Genomic DNA, 20,551 nt, shown 5'->3' with positions numbered 1-20,551 from the left:
TCACGCACCTTTAGGTCGGTCGCCGTGGAGTCCCCGGTAACGCATGATACTCGCGGACACGGACATCCTCGGCCGCCTCCGTGACGGCGACCTCGCCATCGACCCGCTCGACGACCCCGACACGCAGGTCCAGCCCGCGAGCGTCGACCTGCGGCTGGGGTCGGAGTTCCTCGAGTTCCGGCGGACCAACATCCCGTGTATCCACCCGAACGACGAGCGGGAGGTGGACGAGTACGTCACGGAGACCCACGTCGCCGAGGGGGACGACTTCATCCTCCACCCCGGCGACTTCGTGCTCGGGACGACCAAGGAGCGGGTGAGGATTCCCGCCGACCTGCTGGCGACCGTGCAGGGGCGTTCCTCGCTCGGCCGCCTCGCGGTCGTCATCCACGCGACGGCGGGCATCGTCGACCCCGGCTACGAGGGGCAGATAACCCTCGAACTGTCGAACCTGGGGGCCGCGCCGGTCGCGCTCTCGCCGGGGATGCGCGTCTCGCAGCTCATCTTCACTGAACTCAAGCACCCGGCCGAGCGGCCGTACGGCGTCGAGCGCGGGTCGAAGTACCAGGGGCAGACCGGCCCGCAGGCGTCTCGCATCGGCGCGGACCCCGAGTTCGCGCGGGGGGCGGCGAGCGACGAGAGCGAGGCGGACGAGACGGGCGGGCGCGACGGGCCGGGAGGCGAGGGGCGGTGAAGTTCATCGAGGAGGTGGTCGTCGAGGAATTCCTGCCGACGCTCCGCTCGATGCTCGCCGAGGACCTCCGCGACCGGGGGTTCACCCAGCGCGAGGTGGCCGAGGCGCTCGGCATCAGCCAGTCGGCCGTCTCGAAGTACGCCCACGGCGACGTGAGCCGGAACCGGCGGGTGCTGGAAGACGAGCGGGTCGCCGCCATCGTCGAACGGGTGGGCGAGGGGCTGGCGTCGGGCGAGTTGAGCCGCGTCGGCGCGCTCGTGGAGCTGGAGGTGTTCGTCCGCCAACTGGAGGACGGCGACCTGCTCGCGGAGCTCCACGAGGCGGCGATGCCGGAACTCGCGGACGCCGAGTACGGCTTCGCCGTCCACGACCCCGACAGCGGTCTCCGCGAGCGCGAGCGGACGCTCGCGTCGCTCCGACGGGGGCTGCGGACGCTCACCGCCGCCTCGGGCTTCGCGAGCCTCATCCCGAACGTCGGCTCGAACCTGGTCGAGTGCACGCCCGACGCGACCGACATCGAGGACGTGGCGGGGATTCCGGGCCGCATCTTCGACGTGAAGGGCCGGGCGACGGTTCCGGGCGACCCGGAGTTCGGCATGAGCGAGCACGTCGCCGGCGTGCTCCTCTCGGCGCGAGCGGCCGGGAGCGACGCCCGTGCGGCGGTGAACGTCGCGCACGACGACGGCCTCGTCGCGGCGCTCGAAGACGCCGGCTACGAGTGCGTCGCGTTCGACCCGGAGGCCCCGACCGACCCCGTCGCGGCGGCGCTCGAGGACGGCGTCCCCGGGGAGACGTTCGTGCTCTACCAGTCGGGCGGGTTCGGCATCGAGCCGGTCCTCTACGTGCTCGGCCCGGACGCGCCGACGGTCGCACGTGTCGTCCGGGACCTGCTGTGAGCGGCGGAGGAGCGCCGGCGACCGGAGCGACACGGGAGCGGCGGTAGCGGTGGAGATGGAAATGGAGATGGAGATGGACGCGCCGGAGTTCTACACGACGTTCGCCGGCCTCTACGACGCGCTCGCCCGTCGCGGCCCCGGAGTGAGCCGCCTCCGGAGCGCGCTCGTCGACGCGCTCGACCCGAAGCCGGGGGCGACGGTCGTCGAACTCGGCTGCGGGACGGGCGCGAACCACCGCCCGCTCCGCGAGCGGGTCGGTCCGACCGGGGCGTATCTGGGGGTGGATTTCTCACCCGGCGTGCTCGCGGTGGCCCGCGAACGGGAGCCAGACGCGGCGTTCGTCCGCGCGGACGCGACCCGGCCGCCCGTCCGCGACGGCGCGGCCGACGCCTGCTGTGCCGCGTTCGTCTCGGGGATGCTCGCCGACCCCGCGGCCGCGGTTCGCGAGTGGGCGGACCTCGTCGGGCCGGGCGGCCGCATCGCGTTGCTGGACCTCGCACGGACCACGCGCGGCCGGTGGCGCGCGCTCAACCCGGGGTTCCGCGCGTTCGTTCGCCTCGGCTCCCCGCCGGGCACCGCGACGGCGCTCCGACGGAGCCCGACCGCGTCGCTCGACGCGCGCGTCGTCGCCGCTCACCGGGCGCTCCGCGAAGTCTGCTCGGACGCCGAGTACCGCACGCTCGCCGGCGGGTTCGCCCGCGTCAGCGCCGGGACGGTCGCGGAAGCCCGTGAGTAGCCGAGCAGGAGCCGCTCACTCCGCGGGCGGGCCGAACGCGAACATCGTCGTCGGCGTCTGGTTGGACGCCCGCGGCGAGAGGTGGTCCGTCACCTCGTCGTCGAAGAACGTGAACCCGCGGCCGCCCAGCGACCGGTGGGCGTACGTGGCGAGGTAGAGGCGACCGAGCGCGACGCCGCCCGCCAGCTGCGCGAGGCGGTACCCCCGGTTGCCGAACCGGTCGACGAGCGCGTCCACGTCCGCCACGAGGTAGACGTTGACCGCCGCGTCGCCGACGACCGACTGGCCGAGCGCGAGGCGGCCCGCCGTCTCCCGGTCCGTGTCGCCGACGCGCTCGAGGGCCGACTCCTCGTGGTGGTACTGGTACGCGCCCGCCGGGACGCCGTCGACGGCGTGGACGAGACAGTAGCAGTCGAGCACGCGCGACGGCGCGCCGTCCGAGTCGTCCGCGTCCGACGCGACGGGTTCGGTCGGCACCCGACCGAGCGCCCGGTCGAGTACGGTGGCGAACTTCCGCCCGCTGACCGACTCGCGGGCGTACTCACGGAGCGACCCTCGACGGCGGATGGTGTTCCAGAGCGGGCGACTCGACGCCGTCTCCGCGTCCACCGGGTCGAGGTCGACCACCTCGCCGTCCCCCGGCCCGTGCGTGCCGAGCGCGGCCGGGTCCGCGTCCGCGAGGCGCTGTCGCCACGCGGCGGCCGCCTCGCCGTCCGCGAGCGCGCTCTGGCGCCACGCGTCGTGGACGAGCGGGTAGTCGATGGGGTCGGGCGATGCGGGGACGGTGGCGGGGTCGATGGCGTCGACGTCGGGCGAATCCGGAGCGGGCGCACCGTCGCCCACCGGGACCAGTTCCAGCGGCGCCTCCGTCTCCGGGTCGACGCCGAGGAGGGCCGCCACCGGGTCGTCCGCGAAGCCGAGCGCGACCGACGCCGGGTGTCCCAGCCCGTGTGCGACGGCCAGCAGGTTCGCGAGCACCGTCCCCGAGTCCCAGAACGCGTGCCGGTACGTCCGCTCGGTGTACTTCCACGCGTTCCGCCACCACTCGGAGGTGGCGACGAACGTCACCGGGGCGTCTGCGACCCCGTCGTGCCCGCCGCTCGCCCGCGCGAGGACGCCCCGGTAGTCGCCCTCCCGGAGGACGTCGAACGACCCCGAGTCCGGGTCGAAGTGGTAGACGCCGGCGTCGAGCGACCCCAGGTCGCCGGTGACGGCGTACAGGTCGACGTGGTATAGTTTCCCGGTGCACGACGCGGCACGGAACCGCATCCGCTCGCCGCGCACCTCGAGTTCCTTCGTGACCCCCGCGGCGTAGTGGCACAGCGCGTGGAGGTCCTCGAAGTCGAGCGACGACCCCCGCTCGGACGCCTCCGCCGGTGCCTCCCCGGACCGCAGGCCGGTCGCTCGCGCCGTCGGCGCCGAAATCGCCGACAGCGCGGGTTCCTCGGGCGACGCCGGCGAGTCGGGGGGCGCGACGCGCGGGAGGCGCTCGTACACCTTGTACGGGCGCGGCTTGTTCTCGGACTCCATCGGCGGGGAGTGCTCCCCGACCGACCGGGGCCGGTGGGTCGTCTCCTCGTGGTACTCGCGGGCGTCGACCATGCCCGGAGGGACGAGTCGGCGCCCCAAAGGCGTTCGGCGGGTTCGGTCGGCGTTCGCGTGTGAGTGGTTGCCACGAACAGGCCGTGTACGGGTCGTACAGGACGACGCACGCCTTATCCCCGTCCGGGCCGAACGAGCGTTCCACGACCACATGAGCGACGCGACCAACATGCTCGTCGACGGCGACTGGCGGACCGACGTGCGCGAGGACGAGACGGACGACGGCGAGTTCGACCGGAGCGAGACGACGTTCCGGAACTGGCTCGACGGCGCCGTCCCGGAGGCGGGCGCGGACCCCGTGGAGAACCCCGAGTTCCCCGTCGAACCCGGCCGGTACCACGTCTACATCTCCCGGGCGTGCCCGTGGGCGCACCGAGTGGCCGCGACGCGCGCGCTGAAGGGGCTCGAAGACGCGATTTCGCTCTCGCTCGTCCGGCCCGAACGCTACGACGACGGCTGGGAGTTCTCCGAGGAGCACCCCGACCCGCTGTACGGCGCGGACTACCTCCGGGAGTTGTACACCAGAGCCGACGACGACTACACCGGTCGCGTGACGGTGCCCGTCCTGTGGGACACCGAGCGGGAGACCATCGTGAACAACGAGAGCGAGGAGATCATGCGGATGCTCGACACCGCCTTCCACGAGGAGGGCAACGGGGTCGACCTCTACCCCGAGGGGTACCGCGAGGAGGTGGACGAGCGCATCGACGACGTCTACCCGCGCATCAACAACGGGGTCTACCGCGCCGGCTTCGCCGGCACGCAGGAGGCGTACGACGACGCCGTCGACGAACTGTTCGACGCGCTCGACGAGTACGAGGACCTGCTCGGCGGGCGGCGCTACCTCGCCGGCGACCGACTCACCGAGGCCGACGTCGCCATGTTCGCCACGCTGGTCCGGTTCGACCACGTCTACCACACGCACTTCCGGTGTAACCGCCGGGCCGTCCACGAGTACCCGAACCTCTGGGCGTACACGAGAGACGTCTACCAGACGCCGGGTGTCGAGCGGACGGTGAACGTGGACCACGTCACCCGGCACTACTACAGGAGCCACGAGAGCCTGAACCCCAAGCGCATCGTCCCGACCGGTCCCGACGTCGACTTCTCGGCCGACCACGACCGGGACCGACTCGCGGGCGGCCCGCCGGCGGAACTCGCGTCGGGGACGGCGTCCGACGACTGAGAACTCCCGGTTATCGGCTCTCCCTGTCGGAAACCGCGTCTTCTCCGCGCTCCTTCCGGCGAGGCGCGCCAGCGAGCACCGCGGGCCGGACGAGACGGGCGCTCGCCGACCGCGGGGACGGCGCGGGACGCGGAGTCGACGGCGGCGAATCCGGATCGGAACCGGTCGGTTTCGTATCGCGCTTATCGGTGTACAGGACGAGCGAGTGGTCGGCCGTCCGTCGGCCACCGCCTCGCCGACGTGCGTACATTTACGCGCGGCCCACTCGACCGCCCGGACATGGTTCAGCCCACGGCTCGCGTCCGCGACTGCGACCGCTCGCGCATCCGTCTCATGTTCGAGATGGCCGACGAGGCGGAGGCGGACGGCGAGGACGTCGTTCGTCTCGAGGTCGGCGAGCCCGACTTCGACACGCCCGACCACGTCACCGAGGCGGCGTTCGACGCCGCGCGCGACGGGGCGACTCACTACACGTCGAACGCCGGCCTCCCCGAACTCAGGGAGGCCATCAGCGACACGCTCGACGCCGAGTACGGCGTCGAACACGACGCCGACGAGGTGCTCGTCACCACCGGGGGGATGGAGGCGCTCCACCTCGCGGTGCTCGCGTCGGTCGAACGGGGCGAGGAGTTGCTCATCCCCTCGCCGGGGTGGGCGAACTACTGGACGCACGCGCGCCTCGCGAACGCGACGCCCGTGGAGGTGCCGATGGAGGCCCCCGAGTTCGAACTCGACGCCGACCGGATACTCGAAGAGCTGGGACCGGAGACGGGCGCGGTGGTGCTGTGTACGCCCTCGAACCCGACCGGACGGGTGTTCGAGGAGAGCGAGGTGCGAGCCGTCGTGGAGGCGGCGGCCGACCACGACGCGTACGTAATCGCCGACGAGGTGTACGCCCGGCTGACGTACGACCGCGACCCGCGGGGCGTGGCGTCGTACACGGGCCACCCCGAGAACGTACTCACGGTCGGCTCCTGCTCGAAGTCGCACGCCATGACCGGGTGGCGGGTGGGGTGGCTCGCCGCCGACGAGTCGGTTATCGAGGAGACGACGAAGGTGCGCGAGGCGACGACGGCGTGTGCCCCGAGCGTCGCCCAGCACGCCGCAATCGAGGCGCTGACGGGGGCGCAGGAGCCGTTCGACGAGATGGTCGAGGCGTTCGAGGAACGGCGCGACTACGTCGCCGACCGCATCGACGATATGGACGGCGTGACAGCACCCCGGCCCGAGGGGACGTTCTACGCGTTCCTGACGCTCGAAGGCGACGAGGAGAGCCTCTCGATGGCGAAGCGGCTCTGCCGGGAGGAGGGGGTCGTGCTCGCCCCGGAGACGGGTTCGGCGAGGCCGGGGAGGGCCGACTCAGGCTCTCGTTCGCCAACTCGATGGAGCGGCTGGAAGAGGGGCTCGACCGACTCGAGGCGGGGCTGTGAGCGGGGCGGCGCTCACCGCATCAGTTCGCCGCCGTTCACGTTCAGCGTCTCGCCCGTGACGAACCGCGCGTCCCGGAGGAACGCCACCGCGTCCGCGATATCCGCGGGCTGCCCGACGTACCCCAGCGGGATGTCCCCTAGCTCGTCTTCCAGTTCTGCCTCGCTCCGGTCGCTCGTCATGTCGGTCTCGACGTGCCCGGGCGCGACAGCGTTCACCCGCACGTCCGGCGCGAAGTCGGCCGCGTGGCTCCGGGTCAGCGACAACAGCGCCCCCTTCGACCCGGCGTAGTGGCACTCCACGGGGGCGCCGGTGTGCGCGAGGATGGACGAGACGTTCGTCACCGACGCCGACGGCTCGTCCGTCGACTCGCGGAGGTGCGGGAGCGCGGCCTTCGTACAGTTGAACGCGGAGTTGACGTTCACGTCCATCACCCGGTCGAAGTCCGCGGGCGAGAGGTCCACCGTGTACACGTGCTGGTCGATGCCGGCGTTGTTCACGAGGTGGTCGACGCCGCCGAGTTCCTCGGCCGCGGTGTCGACGAGGCGCGCGGCCGCGTCGGGGTCGGAGACGTCCGCGCCGACGACGACGGCCTCCCGGCCGGCGTCGCGGACGGCGTCGGCCGTGGCCTCTGCCGCGTCCGCGGAGGTGTGGTAGTTGACCGCGACGTCGTAGCCGTCGCGGGCGAACCGCGCCGCGACGGCCGCGCCGATGCCGCGCGAGGACCCGGTGACGAGTGCGGTGGGCATACCCGCCAGAGTCCGCGCCGCCACTTGGCCGTTGGCACCGCGGAACTATACCCGTCGAGCGCCTCCTCTCGACATGGTTCGCGCGGCGCTCGCCCGCGCGGCCCGCCGGCTGGAACCGCCGCCGCGGGTCGTCGACTGGGCCATCGCGGCCGCCGTCGCCGTCGAAGTCGGCTCCGGGCTCTACTCGTTCACGCGGGGCGAGCCGAGCGGCGCGTGGGTGTTCTGGCTCCACTCGGCCGTCGGCCTGACGCTCGTCGGCCTGCTCGGGTTCAACTGTGGCGGGTGCGACGCCGCGTCACGGACCGAGGAGCGTGGGACCGCGCGACGCCGCTCTCGGTGCTCCAGGCGGTCGTCGCGCTCTCGGCGCTCGCGACCGGCGTCTTCTGGGTGCTCGGGGGGAACGTCCCCCTCTGGGAGTGGACGACGCTCAACCTCCACGTCGGCCTCGGCCTCCTGCTCGTGCCCCTCGTTCTGCTCCACCTGCGGGCGCGTTTTCACGACCCGCGCGAGGTGGACGTCGACCGCCGGGCGGCGCTCCGGACGGGCGCGCTCCTCGTCGGCGGCGCGCTGGCGTGGCGCGCGAGCGGCGTCGCGGACCGGGCGCTCGGCGGCGCGACTCGACGCTTCACCGGGTCGAAGCCGACGGGCGACCTCGCCGACACGGAGACGGAGGGCGGCGCGTTCCCCGTCACCTCGTGGGTCGCGGACGACCCCGACCCGGTCGACCGCGCGGCGTGGACGCTCGCGGTGACGGGGCTGGTCGCGGAGGACCTGTCGCTCGGCGCGCGGGACCTGTCGGCGGACGCGGAACGCGAGGCGCTCCTCGACTGCACGAGCGGCTGGTACACGGTCCAGAACTGGGGCGGCGTCCGCGTCGGCGACGTACTCGACGCGGCGGGCGCGAGCGACGCGGCCCGGTACGTCCGGTTCGTCTCGGTCACGGGCTACCGCTGGTCGCTCCCCGTCGCGGAGGCGCGCGACGCCCTGCTCGCGACCCACGTCGGCGGGGAGCGCCTGAGTCACGGCCACGGCGCGCCGGCACGGCTGGTCGCGCCCGGCCGGCGCGGCTTCCAGTGGGTGAAGTGGGTCGAACGGGTCGAGGTGCGCCGGCGCGGCGACCCCGCCCAGTGGCTCGTGACGCTCGTCACCGGGTTCGACTAGTCGGTCGCCCGACGCCCTACTCGGGCCCGGTCGCGGCCGGGTCCGGGCTGACGAAGTGACCGACGCCCTCGCCGACTGCTACCCCTCGCTCGTCGTCGGAGCCGGAGTCGACCGTCGCGAGTCGGTCGGCGACGCCCGCGGGGTAGAACGGCGCGTCCGCCGCGCGGAGGTCCGCGAGCGAGCGCCAGTACGCGTCGTACTCGACGCGCCCGCCGTCGTCGACGCCCGAGAACGAGTCGCGCTCGTACAGCGACTCGTCCGCGAACCCCACCTCGCGGACGACGACGAGTTCGTGGTGCGACTCGCCGGCGTACGTGAACAGGTTCTCGACGGTACACAGCGTCCGCCCCGCGTCGACGCGGACGCCGAGTTCCTCGCGGAACTCCCGTTCGACCGCCGCGGCGCTCGTCTCGCCCGGGTGGATGCCGCCGCCGACGAACCGGTGGAAGTGGCCGCCGGCGTCGCCCGCGAGCCGCTGGACCAGCCACTCGCCGGTGGCGGGGCGGCGGACGCTGCCGAGGACCTGCGCCCGGATGCTGGCCGCCGGGTCAGAGTCGGAATCCGAGTTCGACACGGGGTCGTGTCGGTTCGACCCGGCCGAGCGACTTCCGTGTCGGAGCGTTCGGACGGCGGGGGTCGTCCCCTGTCACTCCTCGTTGGGGGCCGAGTCGTCGCGGGTCAGGTCGCCCTCGCGAATCGCGCGCTCGGCCGCCCGGAGCGCCGCCTCCCGGTCGAACGACTCGACTATCTCCCGGAGTTCCGCCTCGCTCGCGTCCGCTAGCTCGCGGGCGTGGCGCGTGACGTTCGGCACCGCCCGGACGATGTTGTCGACGATGGAGACCGCGGCGACCTGCGCGGACCGGCTCATCGGGTTCAGGTCGACGACGATTTCGGTCTTGCCCATCGCGCCGAGCGCCTCGGCTCGGTCGCCGTCCTCCAGCGGGACGAGCACCACGTCGGCGTCGCCGATGCCGTCGGCGTCGACCGTCGCGCGCTCGTGGCTCAAGCCCGGGATGCGCCCGTCCGCGGTCAGCCCCTTCACCTCGCGCGCGCCGTGTTCGCGGAGGTGTGCGGCGATGGCCTCCATCCGCTCGTCCGTGCGGTTGAACAGGTTGACCTCGACGTCCGCGCCCGTCGCGTCCGCGAGGTCCACGAGTTCGGCGGGGACGAGCGCCGCGACGTTCCCGTTGACCGAGAGGACGGGGTGGTCGGCCAGCAGGAGGTGTGCGGCGGCCACCCGGGCGGCCTCGTCGGCGGAGGGGATGGTGGTCTCGCCGAGCAGGTAGTCGAACGCCTCGCCGCGCCCCTCCGCGATGAGCCCCTGCGTCGAGGTGATACCCTTCTCGACGCCCGCCTCGATGCGGTGACGGGTGAGCAGCGACTGGTACCGCGGGTGGTCCGCCGGGAGTTCCGACTCGTGGTCGACCTCGCTCGGCGCGTCCCCGGTCGGTGTCTCCTCGTCCGACGCGTCCCCGCTCGGCGCGTTCCGGTCCGGCGCGTCCTCGCTCATACCCGGGCGTGGGCGGCGCGGCGTGAAAACTCACCCCGTTCCGGTCGGCAGCAGCGTCGCCCCGCCCGGGTGGACGCGACAGACTGCCGGGTCGTACCCCGCGTCCGACAGGCCCGTCCCGGCGGCGAACGCCGTCCGCCCGAGCATCGCCATCGACGCCCGCCCGCCGGCGTCCGCGACGGCGTCGAGCGCCTCCGCCACCTCGGGGACGAGCAGGCCCGCCTCGTCCGCGAACCGCCGCGCTGCCGCGAACAGTCCCTCCGGGGTCGGGTCGCTCACCAGGCGCGTCAGCGCCGCCTCGCCCGCCGTCCGCACGGGGTCGAGGTCGCCGCCGAGGACGGCCTCGGTCGAGAGGTCGCCGAACGTGACGTACTCGACGCGCGGGCGCGCCGGTACGCCGTCGAGGACGGCGTACCCCGGCCCGCCGGGTTCCAGCCGGACGGGGATACCGCCGCGGAACTGCGCGACCACGTCCCCCAGCCCCGTCCCGGCCGCGGCGTCGGCGGCGTGAGCGACCCGGACGAGGTCGTTCTCCGAGCGGCCCAGTCCGAGCGCGTCGTTCGCGGCGAGCGCCGTCGCCAGCGCACACGCGCCCGAGACGCCGAAGCCGGCGCCGACCGGGACGTCGCTCTCCGCCTCGACCGAGACGGGCGCGTCGGGCGACAGGTCGTCCAGCACGTCCGCCACCGCCGGAATTTCCGCCCGCTCTCCGTCGAGACGGACGACCCGCTCGTCGGCGGGCGCGACGGTCACCTCGACGCCGTCCGACAGCGCGAGGCCGGCGCCGCGCGACCCCGCGCGAACCGGGTCGTCGTGGGGGTACGGCGCGAACAGCGCTGTCACGTGGCCCGGCGCGAACGCGGTCGCCTCGTCGGTCATCGTGGAGTCGAGTGCGCGCCGGTACCTATCCCTTATGAATCGGTGACGTGACGGCCACCACGGATAAGGTACAGGGTAACGGTCTGACTGGCATGCACGGACTTGCATCCGTCACTCCGGCGCTCGCACAGTTCACCCCGGCGCTCCTGCAGGGCGGTGGTCTGCTCTGGCTCGCCATCGTGTTCTTCGTCCTCGCTATCGTCGCCGGACTGGCCGGCTTCCGCGGCATCGCCGGGCTGACGATGGAGGTCGCGCGCATCCTCGTACTCGTGTTCCTCGTGCTCGCCATCGTCGCGTTCCTCCTATGAACAGACGGGGGGAGTCGCTCGCCGCTCGGGGAGCGGTCGACGCCCCCGGTAGATGAGCGAGGGCGACGACCGGGACCCCTCGCCGTCGAGTGGCGAGGTCTCCGACGAGGAACTCGCGGAGGCCGACGAGCGGAACGAACAGCCCTCCTACGGTGAGATTCTCGCCCGGGAGATAGACGAGGGGCTGCGGGAGCTGAAGCGCCCGACGGACGGGCTCGCGCTCTCGGCGCTCTCGGCGGGCCTCGACATCGGGTTCGGTCCGTTCCTGATGGCGGTCGTAGTGACCGTCGCGGCCGGCACGTACAGCGACCCGACGGTCGACCTGCTGAAGGCGAACATGTACGCCGTCGGGTTCATCTTCGTCGTCCTCGGCCGGTCGGAACTGTTCACCGAACACACGACGCTCGCGGTGCTTCCCGTACTCGACGGGCGGGCGTCGCTCGCCAACCTCGCGCGGCTCTGGGGCGTCGTCTACGGGGCGAACATCGTGGGCGGAGCGGTGTTCGCGGTCGTGATGGTTCCCATCGGACCGGCGCTCGGCGTCGCCGAGCCGGGCGCGTTCGGGGAACTCGCCCGCGAGATGACCGAGCACACGTGGTTCACGCTGCTCGGAGCCGGTCTCCTCGCCGGGTGGCTCATGGGGCTGCTCTCGTGGCTCGTCGCCGCCGCCGAGGAGACCATCAGCCGGGTGTTCTTCGTCTGGCTGGTCACGGTGGCTATCGGGTTCATCGGCCTCCCGCACTGTATCGCGGGCAACGTGGAAGTGCTCGCCGGGTACATCGTCTCCGGCGAGGTGACGCTGATGGACTACGGCCGCTTCATCACCGCCTCGACCCTCGGGAACGTCATCGGCGGGACGGTGTTCGTCGCCCTGCTGAAGTACGGCCACGTCGTTCGCGGTGGCGACCCCGAGGTGAACTGACGCGGACCGGGGGAAGCGAACGCCGCGCCTCCGAGTCGAACCCGGCCCGGAGCGGGGACGAGACTCGGTCGAGACGACGGCTCACGCGCTCCGCGCGGCGTCGTAGCTGGCGCGGAGGAAGGGAACCAGTCCGTCGAGGTCGGCGGTCGCGTCCGTCCGCGGGACGACGGTCCACGAGTCCACGCGGCGAGCCCCGGGCGCGAACGGCTCCGTCGGATACGCGGCCGCGAGGGCCGCACACTCCTCGTCCGGGAGTCGGGTGAACGCCAGTCCCTGCGTGGCGACGACGGCGAACAGCGTCCCGTCGGCCGTGAACGACGGACAGCCGAACATCTCCGTCTCGGCCACGCGGCCCCAGTCGGTCACGACGTCGGCGACGGCGGAGCGAAGCTCCCCGGCGACCGCCTCGTCGTAGTACGCGCTGGCTGTCATAGACCCGGTAGGTCGCGCGCACTGCTATCGTTGTCGGTGAGAGAGCGAGACGGGGAGCGACGTCGACCGACGAACCAGTACGTGGACCGCGTTCGCGGCCGCGTCGACCCCCCGGTTCCGCGACCCGCGGGTATTTATCTCGGATACCCCCTTCTCGACCCGTGGAACACGTTCGCATCGACGACGTCGACAACGCCGTCCAGCCCGCGGCGGTGATGCGCAGCCTCACGGACGCGCTCGGCTGTACCGACCTGGCGGTCAACTACTACGAACTCGCCCCCGGCGACTCGTTCGCGTTCGCGTACCACAGCCACGAGGTCCAGGAAGAGGTGTTCCTCGTCCTCTCGGGCACCGCGACGTGGGAGACGGAGGCGGGCGAGGTCGAAGTCGGCCCGATGGAGGCGATTCGCTTCCCGCCCGGGGAGCGCCAGCGCGGGTGGAACCGAGCGCCGTCCGGCGCGGACGGGGACGGGGAGCGGGTGCGCGCGCTGGCGCTCGGCGCGCCGCTCGCGTACGGCGGCGGGGAGAAGTTCGACGACTGTCCCGACTGCGGGGAGACGGTCCACGTCGACGTGACGTCGCCCGACGACGAGGAGGACGCACGCGCGACGGTCTGTGCGGAGTGCGGAACCGAACTCGCCCGCTGGGCGCCGGGTCCCGACGGCGAGAACGAGTGGGTCGACTGAGGCGACGGGGCCCCGCAGCCTCGCGGGGTTCTAGTTCTCGGGCGTCTCACACGTCGACCCACGGCCGGGTTCGGCGTCCCACGTCCGTCTCGGCCAGTCACGCGTCCCGCTCTCGTTCCCGCTCACGGTCGCGCTCTGCCGCCCGCCGCTCGGCGTCCAACCGGGCGTCGTCGGCCGACTCGGTGCGCAGGAGCGCGTCAACTCGGGACTCGAACTCCTCCTCGTCGATGTCGCCGCGCGCGTAGCGGTCCCGCAGGGTCGCGAGCGCCCCGTCGGTCGTCTCGACCGGTGGGACGCGTTCGTGTTCGCCACCCTCCGTCTCCCGTTCGTCGCGCGACTCGTACCACCTCGTCAGGGCGATGGCCGCCGGGAGCACGCCGGCGAACCCGACCGCGAAGACCACCCAGAAGGACTCCACGCCCGCGAACAGCAGTGCGAACGCGACGAGGAGTACGAGCGCGGTGACGACGCCGCCGACGGCCTGCTGGAGCGGCGTCGTCCCGTCGTCCGCGTCGCCGCCGTCGGTCGCGTACGCCGGGTCGCGTTCGTCGCCTCGAGCCGTCGCGTCCATGCGAGGAGGGACGAAGCCGAACGGGAAGAACCTACGCCGCGAGTGCGTCGCGTCCCCGGGGTCGTTCTACCGGGTGGTATAGCAGGGGCTCGGCCGCCGGCAGTCGCGGGGAACGCGTCGCTCGAAACGGCTTCGCCTACGGGCTCAGCCGTTGCCGGTCTCGCGGGAACAGGACGGCCTCGCGGATGTTCTCCAGTCCGAGGACGGTCATGACGAGTCGCTCCGCCCCCATCCCCCAGCCGGCGTGGGGCGGCATGCCGTACCGGAACATCTCCGTGTAGTACTCGAACTCCTCGGGGTCGAGCCCCTGCTGTTCGAACCCCGCGATGAGCCGGTCGTGACGGTGTTCGCGCTGCCCGCCCGAGACGAGTTCCATCCGCGGGTGCATCATGTCGAAGCCGGTGGAGAGTTCCTCGTCGTCGTCGTGGTCCTTGATGTAGAACGGCTTGATCTCGCTGGGCCAGTCGGTGATGAAGTAGTGTTCGCCCACGGACTGACCGAGCGCGTGCTCGGCCTCCGTCGAGAGGTCGTCGCCCCAGACGAGGTGGGTGTCGAGTTCGCCGGTCGCGTTCACCCGTTCGATGGCCTCCTCGTAGCTGAGCCGCGGGAACTCCCCCTCGGGGACGGCGAACTCCTCGGCGAGCCCCAGCGCTTCGAGTTGGTCCGTGCAGTTCTCCGCGACGGTCTCGTAGGCGCTCCTCGTGACGGCCTCGGCGGCGTCCATCGCCTCCGTGTGGTCACAGAACGCCCCCTCGAAGTCGATGGACGTCGCCTCGTTGAGGTGACGCGGCGTGTTGTGCTCTTCGGCGCGGAAGATGGGGCCGATCTCGAACACGCGTTCGAGCCCGGACCCGGCCAGCAGCTGCTTGAACAGCTGCGGGCTCTGGTTCATGAACGCCTCGCGGCCGAAGTAGGTGATGGGGAACAGCTCCGTGCCGCCCTCGGTCCCGGTGGCGACGATCTTCGGCGTGTTGATCTCCGTGCAGTTCAGGTCGCGGAACGTCTCGCGGGCGGCGCGCAGCACCTCCGCACGAATCTCGAAGACGGCCTTCACGTCGTCCTTCCGGAGGTCGAGCGTGCGGTTGTCGAGGCGGGTGGGGAGCTCCGCGTCCACCTTCCCCGAGGGGTCGAGCGGGAGTTCGGGGTCGGCCGCCGCGAGCACCTCGACCGAGTCGGGAACGACCTCGACGCCGGTGGGGGCGCGCGGCTCCTCCGTCACGGACCCGGTCACCGAGAGGACCGACTCGCGGTGGGCGTCGAGCCCCGTCGAGACGAGGTCGTCGTCCATCTCGTCCTTCTCGAACTTCACCTGGATGCGGCCGCTGGTGTCGCGTAGGATGAGGAACGCGATGCCCCCGAGGTCGCGCGTCTCGTGGACCCAGCCGGCGACGGTGACCTCGTCGCCCGGCTCGGCGTCGGCCGTGTACGTTCTGTCTCGCATACGCGACCGGTCCGGGTCGCGGGGCTTAAAGTCGGTCGATTCGCGTTACCGCGGCTCCCGAACGCTTTTGCCGAGCGGGCGGCGGGCGCGCGGAGAGACGGGAGAGGGGGAGTCAGGCGCGAGAGACCGACGGGTCGGCCGCGGCTCGGAGTTACGCGTCTGCCAGTTCCGCGTGGGCGTCCTTCACGCCCTCGACGGTCTCGCGGACCGCCGCGCAGCCCTCGTCGTGGAGCAGGTCACCCACCACGATGGTGTCGGCGTGTCTCCCCATCTCGTGGGCGGAGTCGTAGCCGTGGATGCCGCCGCCGTAGAACAGGGTGGCGTCGTCGAGCGCGTCCTGGGCGGCCTGCACCGTCTCGGTGTCGCCGAACGTGCCCGAGTACTCCACGTAGACTATCTCCTGCCCGAACATCTTCTCGGCGACGCGGGCGTACGCCGCCACGTCGTCGGCCGCGAGGTCGCAGTCCGCCTCCGTCAGAGTGGCCGCGGACGCGTCGGGGTTGAGCACGATGTACGCCTCCGGGTGGGTGCGCTCCCAGTCGAGACCGCCCGCGATGCGGACCCACTCCTTGTGCGCGCCGGTGATCCAGAACTGGTCGCCCGCGTTGAACACCGTGGGGATGAGGTAGCCGTCGAGCGCGTCGTCCTCCACGACCACACCGGGGTTCGACGGCTCCTGGTACAGTGGGACGTCGTGTTCGCGGCAGGCGTCGATGACGCGCTGCATCTTCTCGGCGGTGATGTCGAGGGTGCCACCCACTTCGATGGCGTCCGTGCCCGTCTCACAGACGTCTTCGAACGTCTCGTCCCCGTGCAGGTCCTTGTCCGGGTCCACCTTCAGGATGTGGTCCCACTCCTCCCACGGTGCGCTCATGCGTGGGTACGGTAGGTCAGTGGAATCGTAAAAAGGGCGCGGATTGGGGGTCCGCGGTCGGCGACTGTGCGCCGGAACCCACGGTCCCGGGTACAGACAACGAGGACGGTCGGCCAGCGAGACGCTCAGTCCGCCTTCGCCTGCCAGTCCCGCACCGTATCGGGACCGACGCCGTCCACCTTCCCGGCCACGTCGTCCGGTTCGGCGTCCTTCAGGGAGTCTACGTCATCGATGCCCGCTCCCTTCAGTTTCTCGGCGGTCTTCTCGCCGATGCCCTCGATAGCCTCCAGGTCGGACCCGGCCTGCCGGGCCTGGTACTCCCGGTAGTTACAGATGGGACAGCCGAGTTCCCACGGCTCCTCGTCGTCGCCCGTGTGGACGACGAGGTGGGGCAGGTCGTGCTCCTCGCACGTCTCGTCGGTTATCTCTATCTCGCCGCGCCGGGGGAGCGGGAGCGAGTACTCGCAGTCCGGGTAGCGCGTACAGCCCACGAGCCGCGCGCCCGACCGCAGGTGTTTGATGGCGAGTTCCCCCCCGTGTTCCTCGCCGCACTCGGGACACGCCCCGATGACGACGTCCGCCTCGTCGTCGGCCTCGTCGGCCTTGCACTGCGGACAGCCGTGGACGAACGTCTTGCGCCCGGCGAGCATCTTCACGTGGAGCAGGCCGTGCTCCTCGCACTCCTCTTCGAGCAGGAGCGGCTTGCCCGTCGAGGGGAGCGGCAGGGTGTACTCGCAGTCGGGGTAGCCGTCGCAGCCGACGAAGTACGAGCCGTGGCGGGACTTGCGGACGAGCAGGTCCTCGCCGCACTCGGGGCACGGGCCGAGGCGCTTGTCGGCCTTCAGCGACGTCTGGAGCATGTCGCCCACCTCCTCGCGCGACTCGGTGAGGCCCTCGAAGACGGCGGTCAGCATCTCGCGCGACTCGTCGGCCACCTCGTCGAGCGTCGCCTCTCCGCGCGCGATGGCCTGCATGTCCGCCTCCAGTTGGGCGGTCATCTCGTCGCTCACGATGCGGTCGGCGAACCGCTCGCTCGCCTCGACCACCGCCTCCGCGAGTTTGGTGGGCCGCGGCGGGTCGCTCTCGATGTACCCCCGGTCGTACAGCTTCTGGATGACGTCGTGTCGCGTCGCCTTCGTCCCGATACCCATCTCCTCCATCGTCTCGATGAGCCGCGACTGGCCGTACCGCCGCGGGGGCTGGGTCTGCTTCTCGGCGAGTTCCGTGTCGACGACGGCGAGTTCCTCCCCCTCGTTCACGTCGGGGACGAAGCTCTCGTTGGTCGAGAAGTACGGGTAGACGGCGTGGTACCCCTCCTCGACGAGCCGCTTCCCGTTCGACTTCAGGGTCAGGGATCCGTCGTCGGGACCGGCGCCGTCCGCGGCGACTTCGGTCACGACGCGGAGGTGTTCCCACTCGGCGTCGGGCGCGACCGTCGCGAAGAAGCGCCGCACGACGAGTTCGTACACATCCCACTCGTCCTCCGAGAGGTCCGACGCCGACGGGAGCTCTCCGGTGGGGTGGATGGGCGGGTGGTCGGTCGTCTCCTCGTCGCCCTCCGTGGGGTCGATGTCGTCCAGTTCCAAGAGGGACTCCGCGTCCTCCCCGAACCGCGAGTTCGCCGCGAGGTCCGAGAGCAACTCGCGTTCGTCGAGGTCCTCCGGGTAGACCGTGTTGTCGGTCCGCGGGTAGGTGACGTAGCCCGCGGTGTAGAGGTCCTCCGCGATGCTCATCGCGCGCTGGGCCGAGTACCCCAGCGAGGAGGCCGCGCGGATGAACTGCGTGGTGTTGAACGGCGCGGGCGGTTCGTCCGTCCGGGAGCGCCGTCGGACCGACGAGACGGTGGCGGTCGTCGCCTCCCGCAGAACCGCGTACACGGCGTCGGCGGTGTCGCCGTCCCAGACGCGTTCGGCCTCGGTGCCGTCGTCGTCCTCGTAGAAGTACTGCGCCTCGAACGCGTCCCCGTCGCCGGCACCCGACTTCAGGAGGTCCGCGAACAGCTCCCAGTAGTCCTCGGGGTCGAACGCCTGAATCTCGCGCTCGCGGTCGACGATGAGCTTCAGCGTCGGCCCCTGCACCCGGCCGACGGAGATGAAGTCGTCGCCGAGCTGGCGCGCGGACAGCGAGAGGAACCGCGTGAGCGCCGCGCCCCACACCAGGTCGATTATCTGTCGGGCCTCGCCCGCCGCCGCGAGGTCGAAGTCGATGTCGTCGGGGTTCTCGAACGCCTCGGTCACCTCGCGCTCGGTGATGGAGGAGAAGCGCACCCGCTCGACGGGGACGTCCTCGTTGGCCTCGCGGACGAGTTCGTACGCCTCCTTCCCGATGAGTTCGCCCTCGCGGTCGTAGTCGGTGGCGACGACGACCCGGTCGGCCTCTCGCGCGAGCAGACGGAGGGCGCGGACGATGTTCTCCTGCGTGGGCCGCTTCTGGACCGGCGCGTCGATGAGTTCGACCGGCTCCACGTCGCGCCAGTCGTCGTACTCGGCGGGGAAGTCGACGCCGACGACGTGCCCGGAGAGCCCGATACACCGGGTCCCCCCCAGCGGTAGACGTTGACCCCGGCCCGGCGCTCGGAGTCGTACGACCCGCCCGAGAGGATGTCGGAGATGCGCCGCGCGGCGTTGTCCTTCTCCGTGATGATGAGGTCCATTCGTCGGCAGGTGGTAGGCCGATACTCCATCTAAAGGTTTCGCGCTCGGGCGCCGCTACCCGAACCGCCCGTCCGGATGGATATAGAGCGCTCCGGAGTTAATTTCGAGGCCGAACGACTGATTGCGGCCGGCGCCGAGGCGGCACACATGCCCGACCCGACGACGGCCACGGTGGTGGCCGTCACCGACGGCGACACGCTCGACGTCGAACTCCCGGACGGCCGGACCGAGACGGTGCGCGTGCTCGGCATCGACACGCCCGAGACGACGGACAACGTCGAGGCCGAGCGCCGGCGGGAGTGGGAGGGAATCGAGTCGCTCGACTACCTCGGCCGCTGGGGCGACCGGGCGAGCGAGTTCGCCCGCGAGCGACTCGCCGACGCGACCGTCACGCTGGAGACGGACCCGAACGAGCCGTCGCGCGACCAGTTCGACCGCCTGCTCCGGTACGTGCGCTACGACGCCGAGTCGGGAGGTGAAGGCGGCGAGAGCGGCGGAGGCGACTGCTCGGACGGAACCGGCGGGTCGGGAGGTTCAGGGGAGAGTGAGCGCGACACCGTCTACAACCGACTGGCGGTCGAGGCGGGCTACGCGCGGGTGTACGGCTCCGGGTTCGCCCGCCACGACGACTACCGCGCCGTCGAGACGAGCGCGCGCGCCGCGGGTCGGGGGGTCTGGGCGCGGAGCGACTTCCCGGCGACGCCCGAGATACGCGACCGGCCGGTCGAGCGGCTGTTCGTCCCACGGACGGCGAGCGTCCACACGGCGTCCGGGCCGCTCGCCGCCGATCGCGTCCCGGTGTTCGCCGGACCGGACGCGACGCAAGTGCTGACCGAGGGGACGGCGTACGACGACCGCGTCCCGCTGGTCGGCGTCGACCGGGAGACCCGGGTCGCGGTGGTTGGCGGGCCGCTGGTCGACGAGTCGTACGAGCAGGCGGAGGGGTTCCCGGTCGACACCAGCGGGTTCGGCAACTTTCCGTTCCTCACGAACCTGTTCGCGTCCCTGAGCGACCGCGACGGGCCGGTCGTTGTCGACGGCGGCCACGGCCAGTTCGCCGCCGACTACGCCCTCTCGACGGAGGACATGGCGTACTACCTCCGCTACCTGGCGGGGCAGGACGTCCGACACGAGCAGGTGAACGAGCCCGCGACCGGAGACGGACTGTCCGCGGGACGCGCGCTGGTCGTCACGACCCCGGCCGAGGCGTTCACCGACGCCGAACTGGCGGCCGTCGAGTCGTTCCGGGACGCCGGCGGGGCGGTACTCCTCGTCGGGCACGCCGCCGACGGGATGCCCGATGCGGCGCGCGAGCACCTGAACGCGGTGGCGGCGGCGCTCGGGTCGGACCTCAGACTGAACGGCGACAGCGTGACCGACGAGTCGGACCCGCTCGACGGGGACCCCGCGCTCCCGGTCACGTCGTCGTTCGGCGACGGGTTCGACCTGTTCGGCGCGTACACGCCGGACGAGGGGACCGAGCCGCCGCTCTCCATCGTGGCGGTCGACCCGAGCGCCGAGGAGGGAACGCCGGCGACGGCCGAACGGGTCGTCGTGGCGAACGCCGGCGACCGGCCGCTCGACGTGAGCGGGTGGCGACTCGCGGACGAGGCCGGTCACGAGTACCGCTTCCCGGAGGGGCTGACCCTCCCCGCGGGAGCGCGCACGGCGGTCCACTCGGGGAGCGGCGAGACCGCCGTCGAGGTGTACTGGGGGCGGGACGCGCCCGTCTGGAACGACGCGGGCGACGTCGTCAGCGTGTACGACGACGGCGGGTCGCTCGTCGCAGAGCGGGCGTACGGGGACGCCGAGTGACGGGGAG

Annotated in this window: 17 protein-coding genes and 3 pseudogenes; 10 read left to right on the top strand and 10 right to left on the bottom strand. The window is 71.9% G+C overall.

The genetic code is table 11. The features are described from left to right. Nucleotides 1–43: 43 nt before the first annotated feature. Genes dcd through AC6RUA_RS10775 form a run of 3 tightly spaced genes read left to right on the top strand, consistent with a single transcriptional unit; the run spans nt 44 to nt 2,326 of the window. Entirely contained in the window at nt 44–694 is a 651-nt protein-coding gene (gene dcd / locus AC6RUA_RS10785) for a dCTP deaminase (protein WP_499813015.1), read from the top strand. Beyond that, on the top strand, nt 691–1,590 hold the full coding sequence (locus AC6RUA_RS10780) for a thiamine-phosphate synthase family protein (RefSeq protein ID WP_499813014.1): 900 nt from the start codon (nt 691–693) through the stop codon (nt 1,588–1,590). The genes dcd and AC6RUA_RS10780 overlap by 4 nt, the downstream gene beginning before the upstream one ends. Nucleotides 1,591–1,645: 55 nt before the next feature. Then, complete coding sequence (locus AC6RUA_RS10775) at nt 1,646–2,326, top strand: class I SAM-dependent methyltransferase (protein ID WP_499815439.1); 681 nt, start codon at nt 1,646–1,648, stop codon at nt 2,324–2,326. Nucleotides 2,327–2,341: 15 nt separating this feature from the next. Here the strand turns inward: AC6RUA_RS10775 and AC6RUA_RS10770 are convergent, their stop codons facing one another. Next, nucleotides 2,342–3,928, bottom strand: a complete 1,587-nt coding sequence (locus AC6RUA_RS10770; protein ID WP_499813013.1) for a SagB/ThcOx family dehydrogenase — start codon at nt 3,926–3,928, stop codon at nt 2,342–2,344. A 151-nt stretch (nt 3,929–4,079) separates the two neighbouring features. Between AC6RUA_RS10770 and AC6RUA_RS10765 the strand changes: the two genes are divergently transcribed. Next, nucleotides 4,080–5,114 (top strand): glutathione S-transferase family protein, encoded by a 1,035-nt coding sequence (locus AC6RUA_RS10765; protein WP_499813012.1) that lies wholly within the window; start codon nt 4,080–4,082, stop codon nt 5,112–5,114. 279 nt (nt 5,115–5,393) lie between these two features. Beyond that, a pseudogene (locus tag AC6RUA_RS10760) lies at nt 5,394–6,380 on the top strand (pyridoxal phosphate-dependent aminotransferase); the annotation flags it as partial. 176 nt (nt 6,381–6,556) lie between these two features. Here the strand turns inward: AC6RUA_RS10760 and AC6RUA_RS10755 are convergent. After that, nucleotides 6,557–7,291 (bottom strand): 3-oxoacyl-ACP reductase family protein, encoded by a 735-nt coding sequence (locus AC6RUA_RS10755; RefSeq protein WP_499813011.1) that lies wholly within the window; start codon nt 7,289–7,291, stop codon nt 6,557–6,559. A gap of 73 nt (nt 7,292–7,364) precedes the next feature. On the opposite strand from AC6RUA_RS10755, the pseudogene AC6RUA_RS10750 reads away from it, so the two are divergent. Further along, nucleotides 7,365–8,452: pseudogene (locus AC6RUA_RS10750) on the top strand (molybdopterin-dependent oxidoreductase). A gap of 16 nt (nt 8,453–8,468) precedes the next feature. Here the strand turns inward: AC6RUA_RS10750 and AC6RUA_RS10745 are convergent. The 3 genes from AC6RUA_RS10745 to AC6RUA_RS10735 form a co-directional block, all read right to left on the bottom strand. Beyond that, a complete protein-coding gene (locus AC6RUA_RS10745) occupies nt 8,469–9,026 on the bottom strand; it encodes an NUDIX hydrolase (protein ID WP_499813010.1) in 558 nt (185 codons plus the stop codon). A 72-nt stretch (nt 9,027–9,098) separates the two neighbouring features. After that, nucleotides 9,099–9,962: a 4-phosphopantoate--beta-alanine ligase gene (locus tag AC6RUA_RS10740; RefSeq protein ID WP_499813009.1), complete on the bottom strand. Its 864-nt coding sequence runs from the start codon at nt 9,960–9,962 to the stop codon at nt 9,099–9,101. A 30-nt stretch (nt 9,963–9,992) separates the two neighbouring features. Continuing rightward, entirely contained in the window at nt 9,993–10,841 is an 849-nt protein-coding gene (locus AC6RUA_RS10735) for a pantoate kinase (protein WP_499813008.1), read from the bottom strand. A 92-nt stretch (nt 10,842–10,933) separates the two neighbouring features. Here AC6RUA_RS10735 and AC6RUA_RS10730 point away from each other — a divergent pair, with 92 nt between their 5' ends. Beyond that, nucleotides 10,934–11,149, top strand: a complete 216-nt coding sequence (locus AC6RUA_RS10730) for a DUF1328 domain-containing protein (RefSeq protein WP_499813007.1) — start codon at nt 10,934–10,936, stop codon at nt 11,147–11,149. Nucleotides 11,150–11,201: 52 nt separating this feature from the next. Further along, nucleotides 11,202–12,071, top strand: coding sequence for a formate/nitrite transporter family protein (locus AC6RUA_RS10725; RefSeq protein WP_499813006.1), 870 nt, complete (start codon nt 11,202–11,204; stop codon nt 12,069–12,071). An 81-nt stretch (nt 12,072–12,152) separates the two neighbouring features. On the opposite strand, the gene AC6RUA_RS10720 is transcribed toward AC6RUA_RS10725, so the two are convergent. Further along, nucleotides 12,153–12,503, bottom strand: a complete 351-nt coding sequence (locus AC6RUA_RS10720; protein ID WP_499813005.1) for a TfoX/Sxy family protein — start codon at nt 12,501–12,503, stop codon at nt 12,153–12,155. Nucleotides 12,504–12,664: 161 nt separating this feature from the next. Here AC6RUA_RS10720 and AC6RUA_RS10715 point away from each other — a divergent pair, with 161 nt between their 5' ends. Further along, nucleotides 12,665–13,189 carry a cupin domain-containing protein gene (locus AC6RUA_RS10715; RefSeq protein WP_499813004.1) on the top strand — a complete coding sequence of 175 codons (525 nt, stop codon included), beginning with the start codon at nt 12,665–12,667 and terminating at the stop codon, nt 13,187–13,189. Nucleotides 13,190–13,286: 97 nt separating this feature from the next. On the opposite strand, the gene AC6RUA_RS10710 is transcribed toward AC6RUA_RS10715, so the two are convergent. The 4 genes and pseudogenes from AC6RUA_RS10710 to AC6RUA_RS10695 form a co-directional block, all read right to left on the bottom strand. Further along, nucleotides 13,287–13,760 carry an SHOCT domain-containing protein gene (locus AC6RUA_RS10710; protein WP_499813003.1) on the bottom strand — a complete coding sequence of 158 codons (474 nt, stop codon included), beginning with the start codon at nt 13,758–13,760 and terminating at the stop codon, nt 13,287–13,289. Between the two features lie 136 nt (nt 13,761–13,896). After that, nucleotides 13,897–15,201, bottom strand: a complete 1,305-nt coding sequence (aspS, locus tag AC6RUA_RS10705; RefSeq protein WP_499813002.1) for an aspartate--tRNA(Asn) ligase — start codon at nt 15,199–15,201, stop codon at nt 13,897–13,899. Nucleotides 15,202–15,352: 151 nt separating this feature from the next. Next, nucleotides 15,353–16,075 (bottom strand): phosphoglycerol geranylgeranyltransferase, encoded by a 723-nt coding sequence (locus AC6RUA_RS10700; RefSeq protein ID WP_499813001.1) that lies wholly within the window; start codon nt 16,073–16,075, stop codon nt 15,353–15,355. A 125-nt stretch (nt 16,076–16,200) separates the two neighbouring features. Next, a pseudogene (locus AC6RUA_RS10695) lies at nt 16,201–18,728 on the bottom strand (DNA topoisomerase I). A gap of 148 nt (nt 18,729–18,876) precedes the next feature. Here AC6RUA_RS10695 and AC6RUA_RS10690 point away from each other — a divergent pair. Beyond that, the gene (locus AC6RUA_RS10690) at nt 18,877–20,544 is read left to right on the top strand and encodes a lamin tail domain-containing protein (protein ID WP_499813000.1); all 1,668 of its coding nucleotides are present in this window, start codon (nt 18,877–18,879) and stop codon (nt 20,542–20,544) included. The last annotated feature ends 7 nt before the right edge of the window (nt 20,545–20,551 follow it).

The organism is Halorarum sp. SLYT50 (assembly GCF_059821265.1).
Note: the sequence above shows the minus strand (reverse complement) of the source record. Positions and strands in the feature narration are given on the sequence as shown.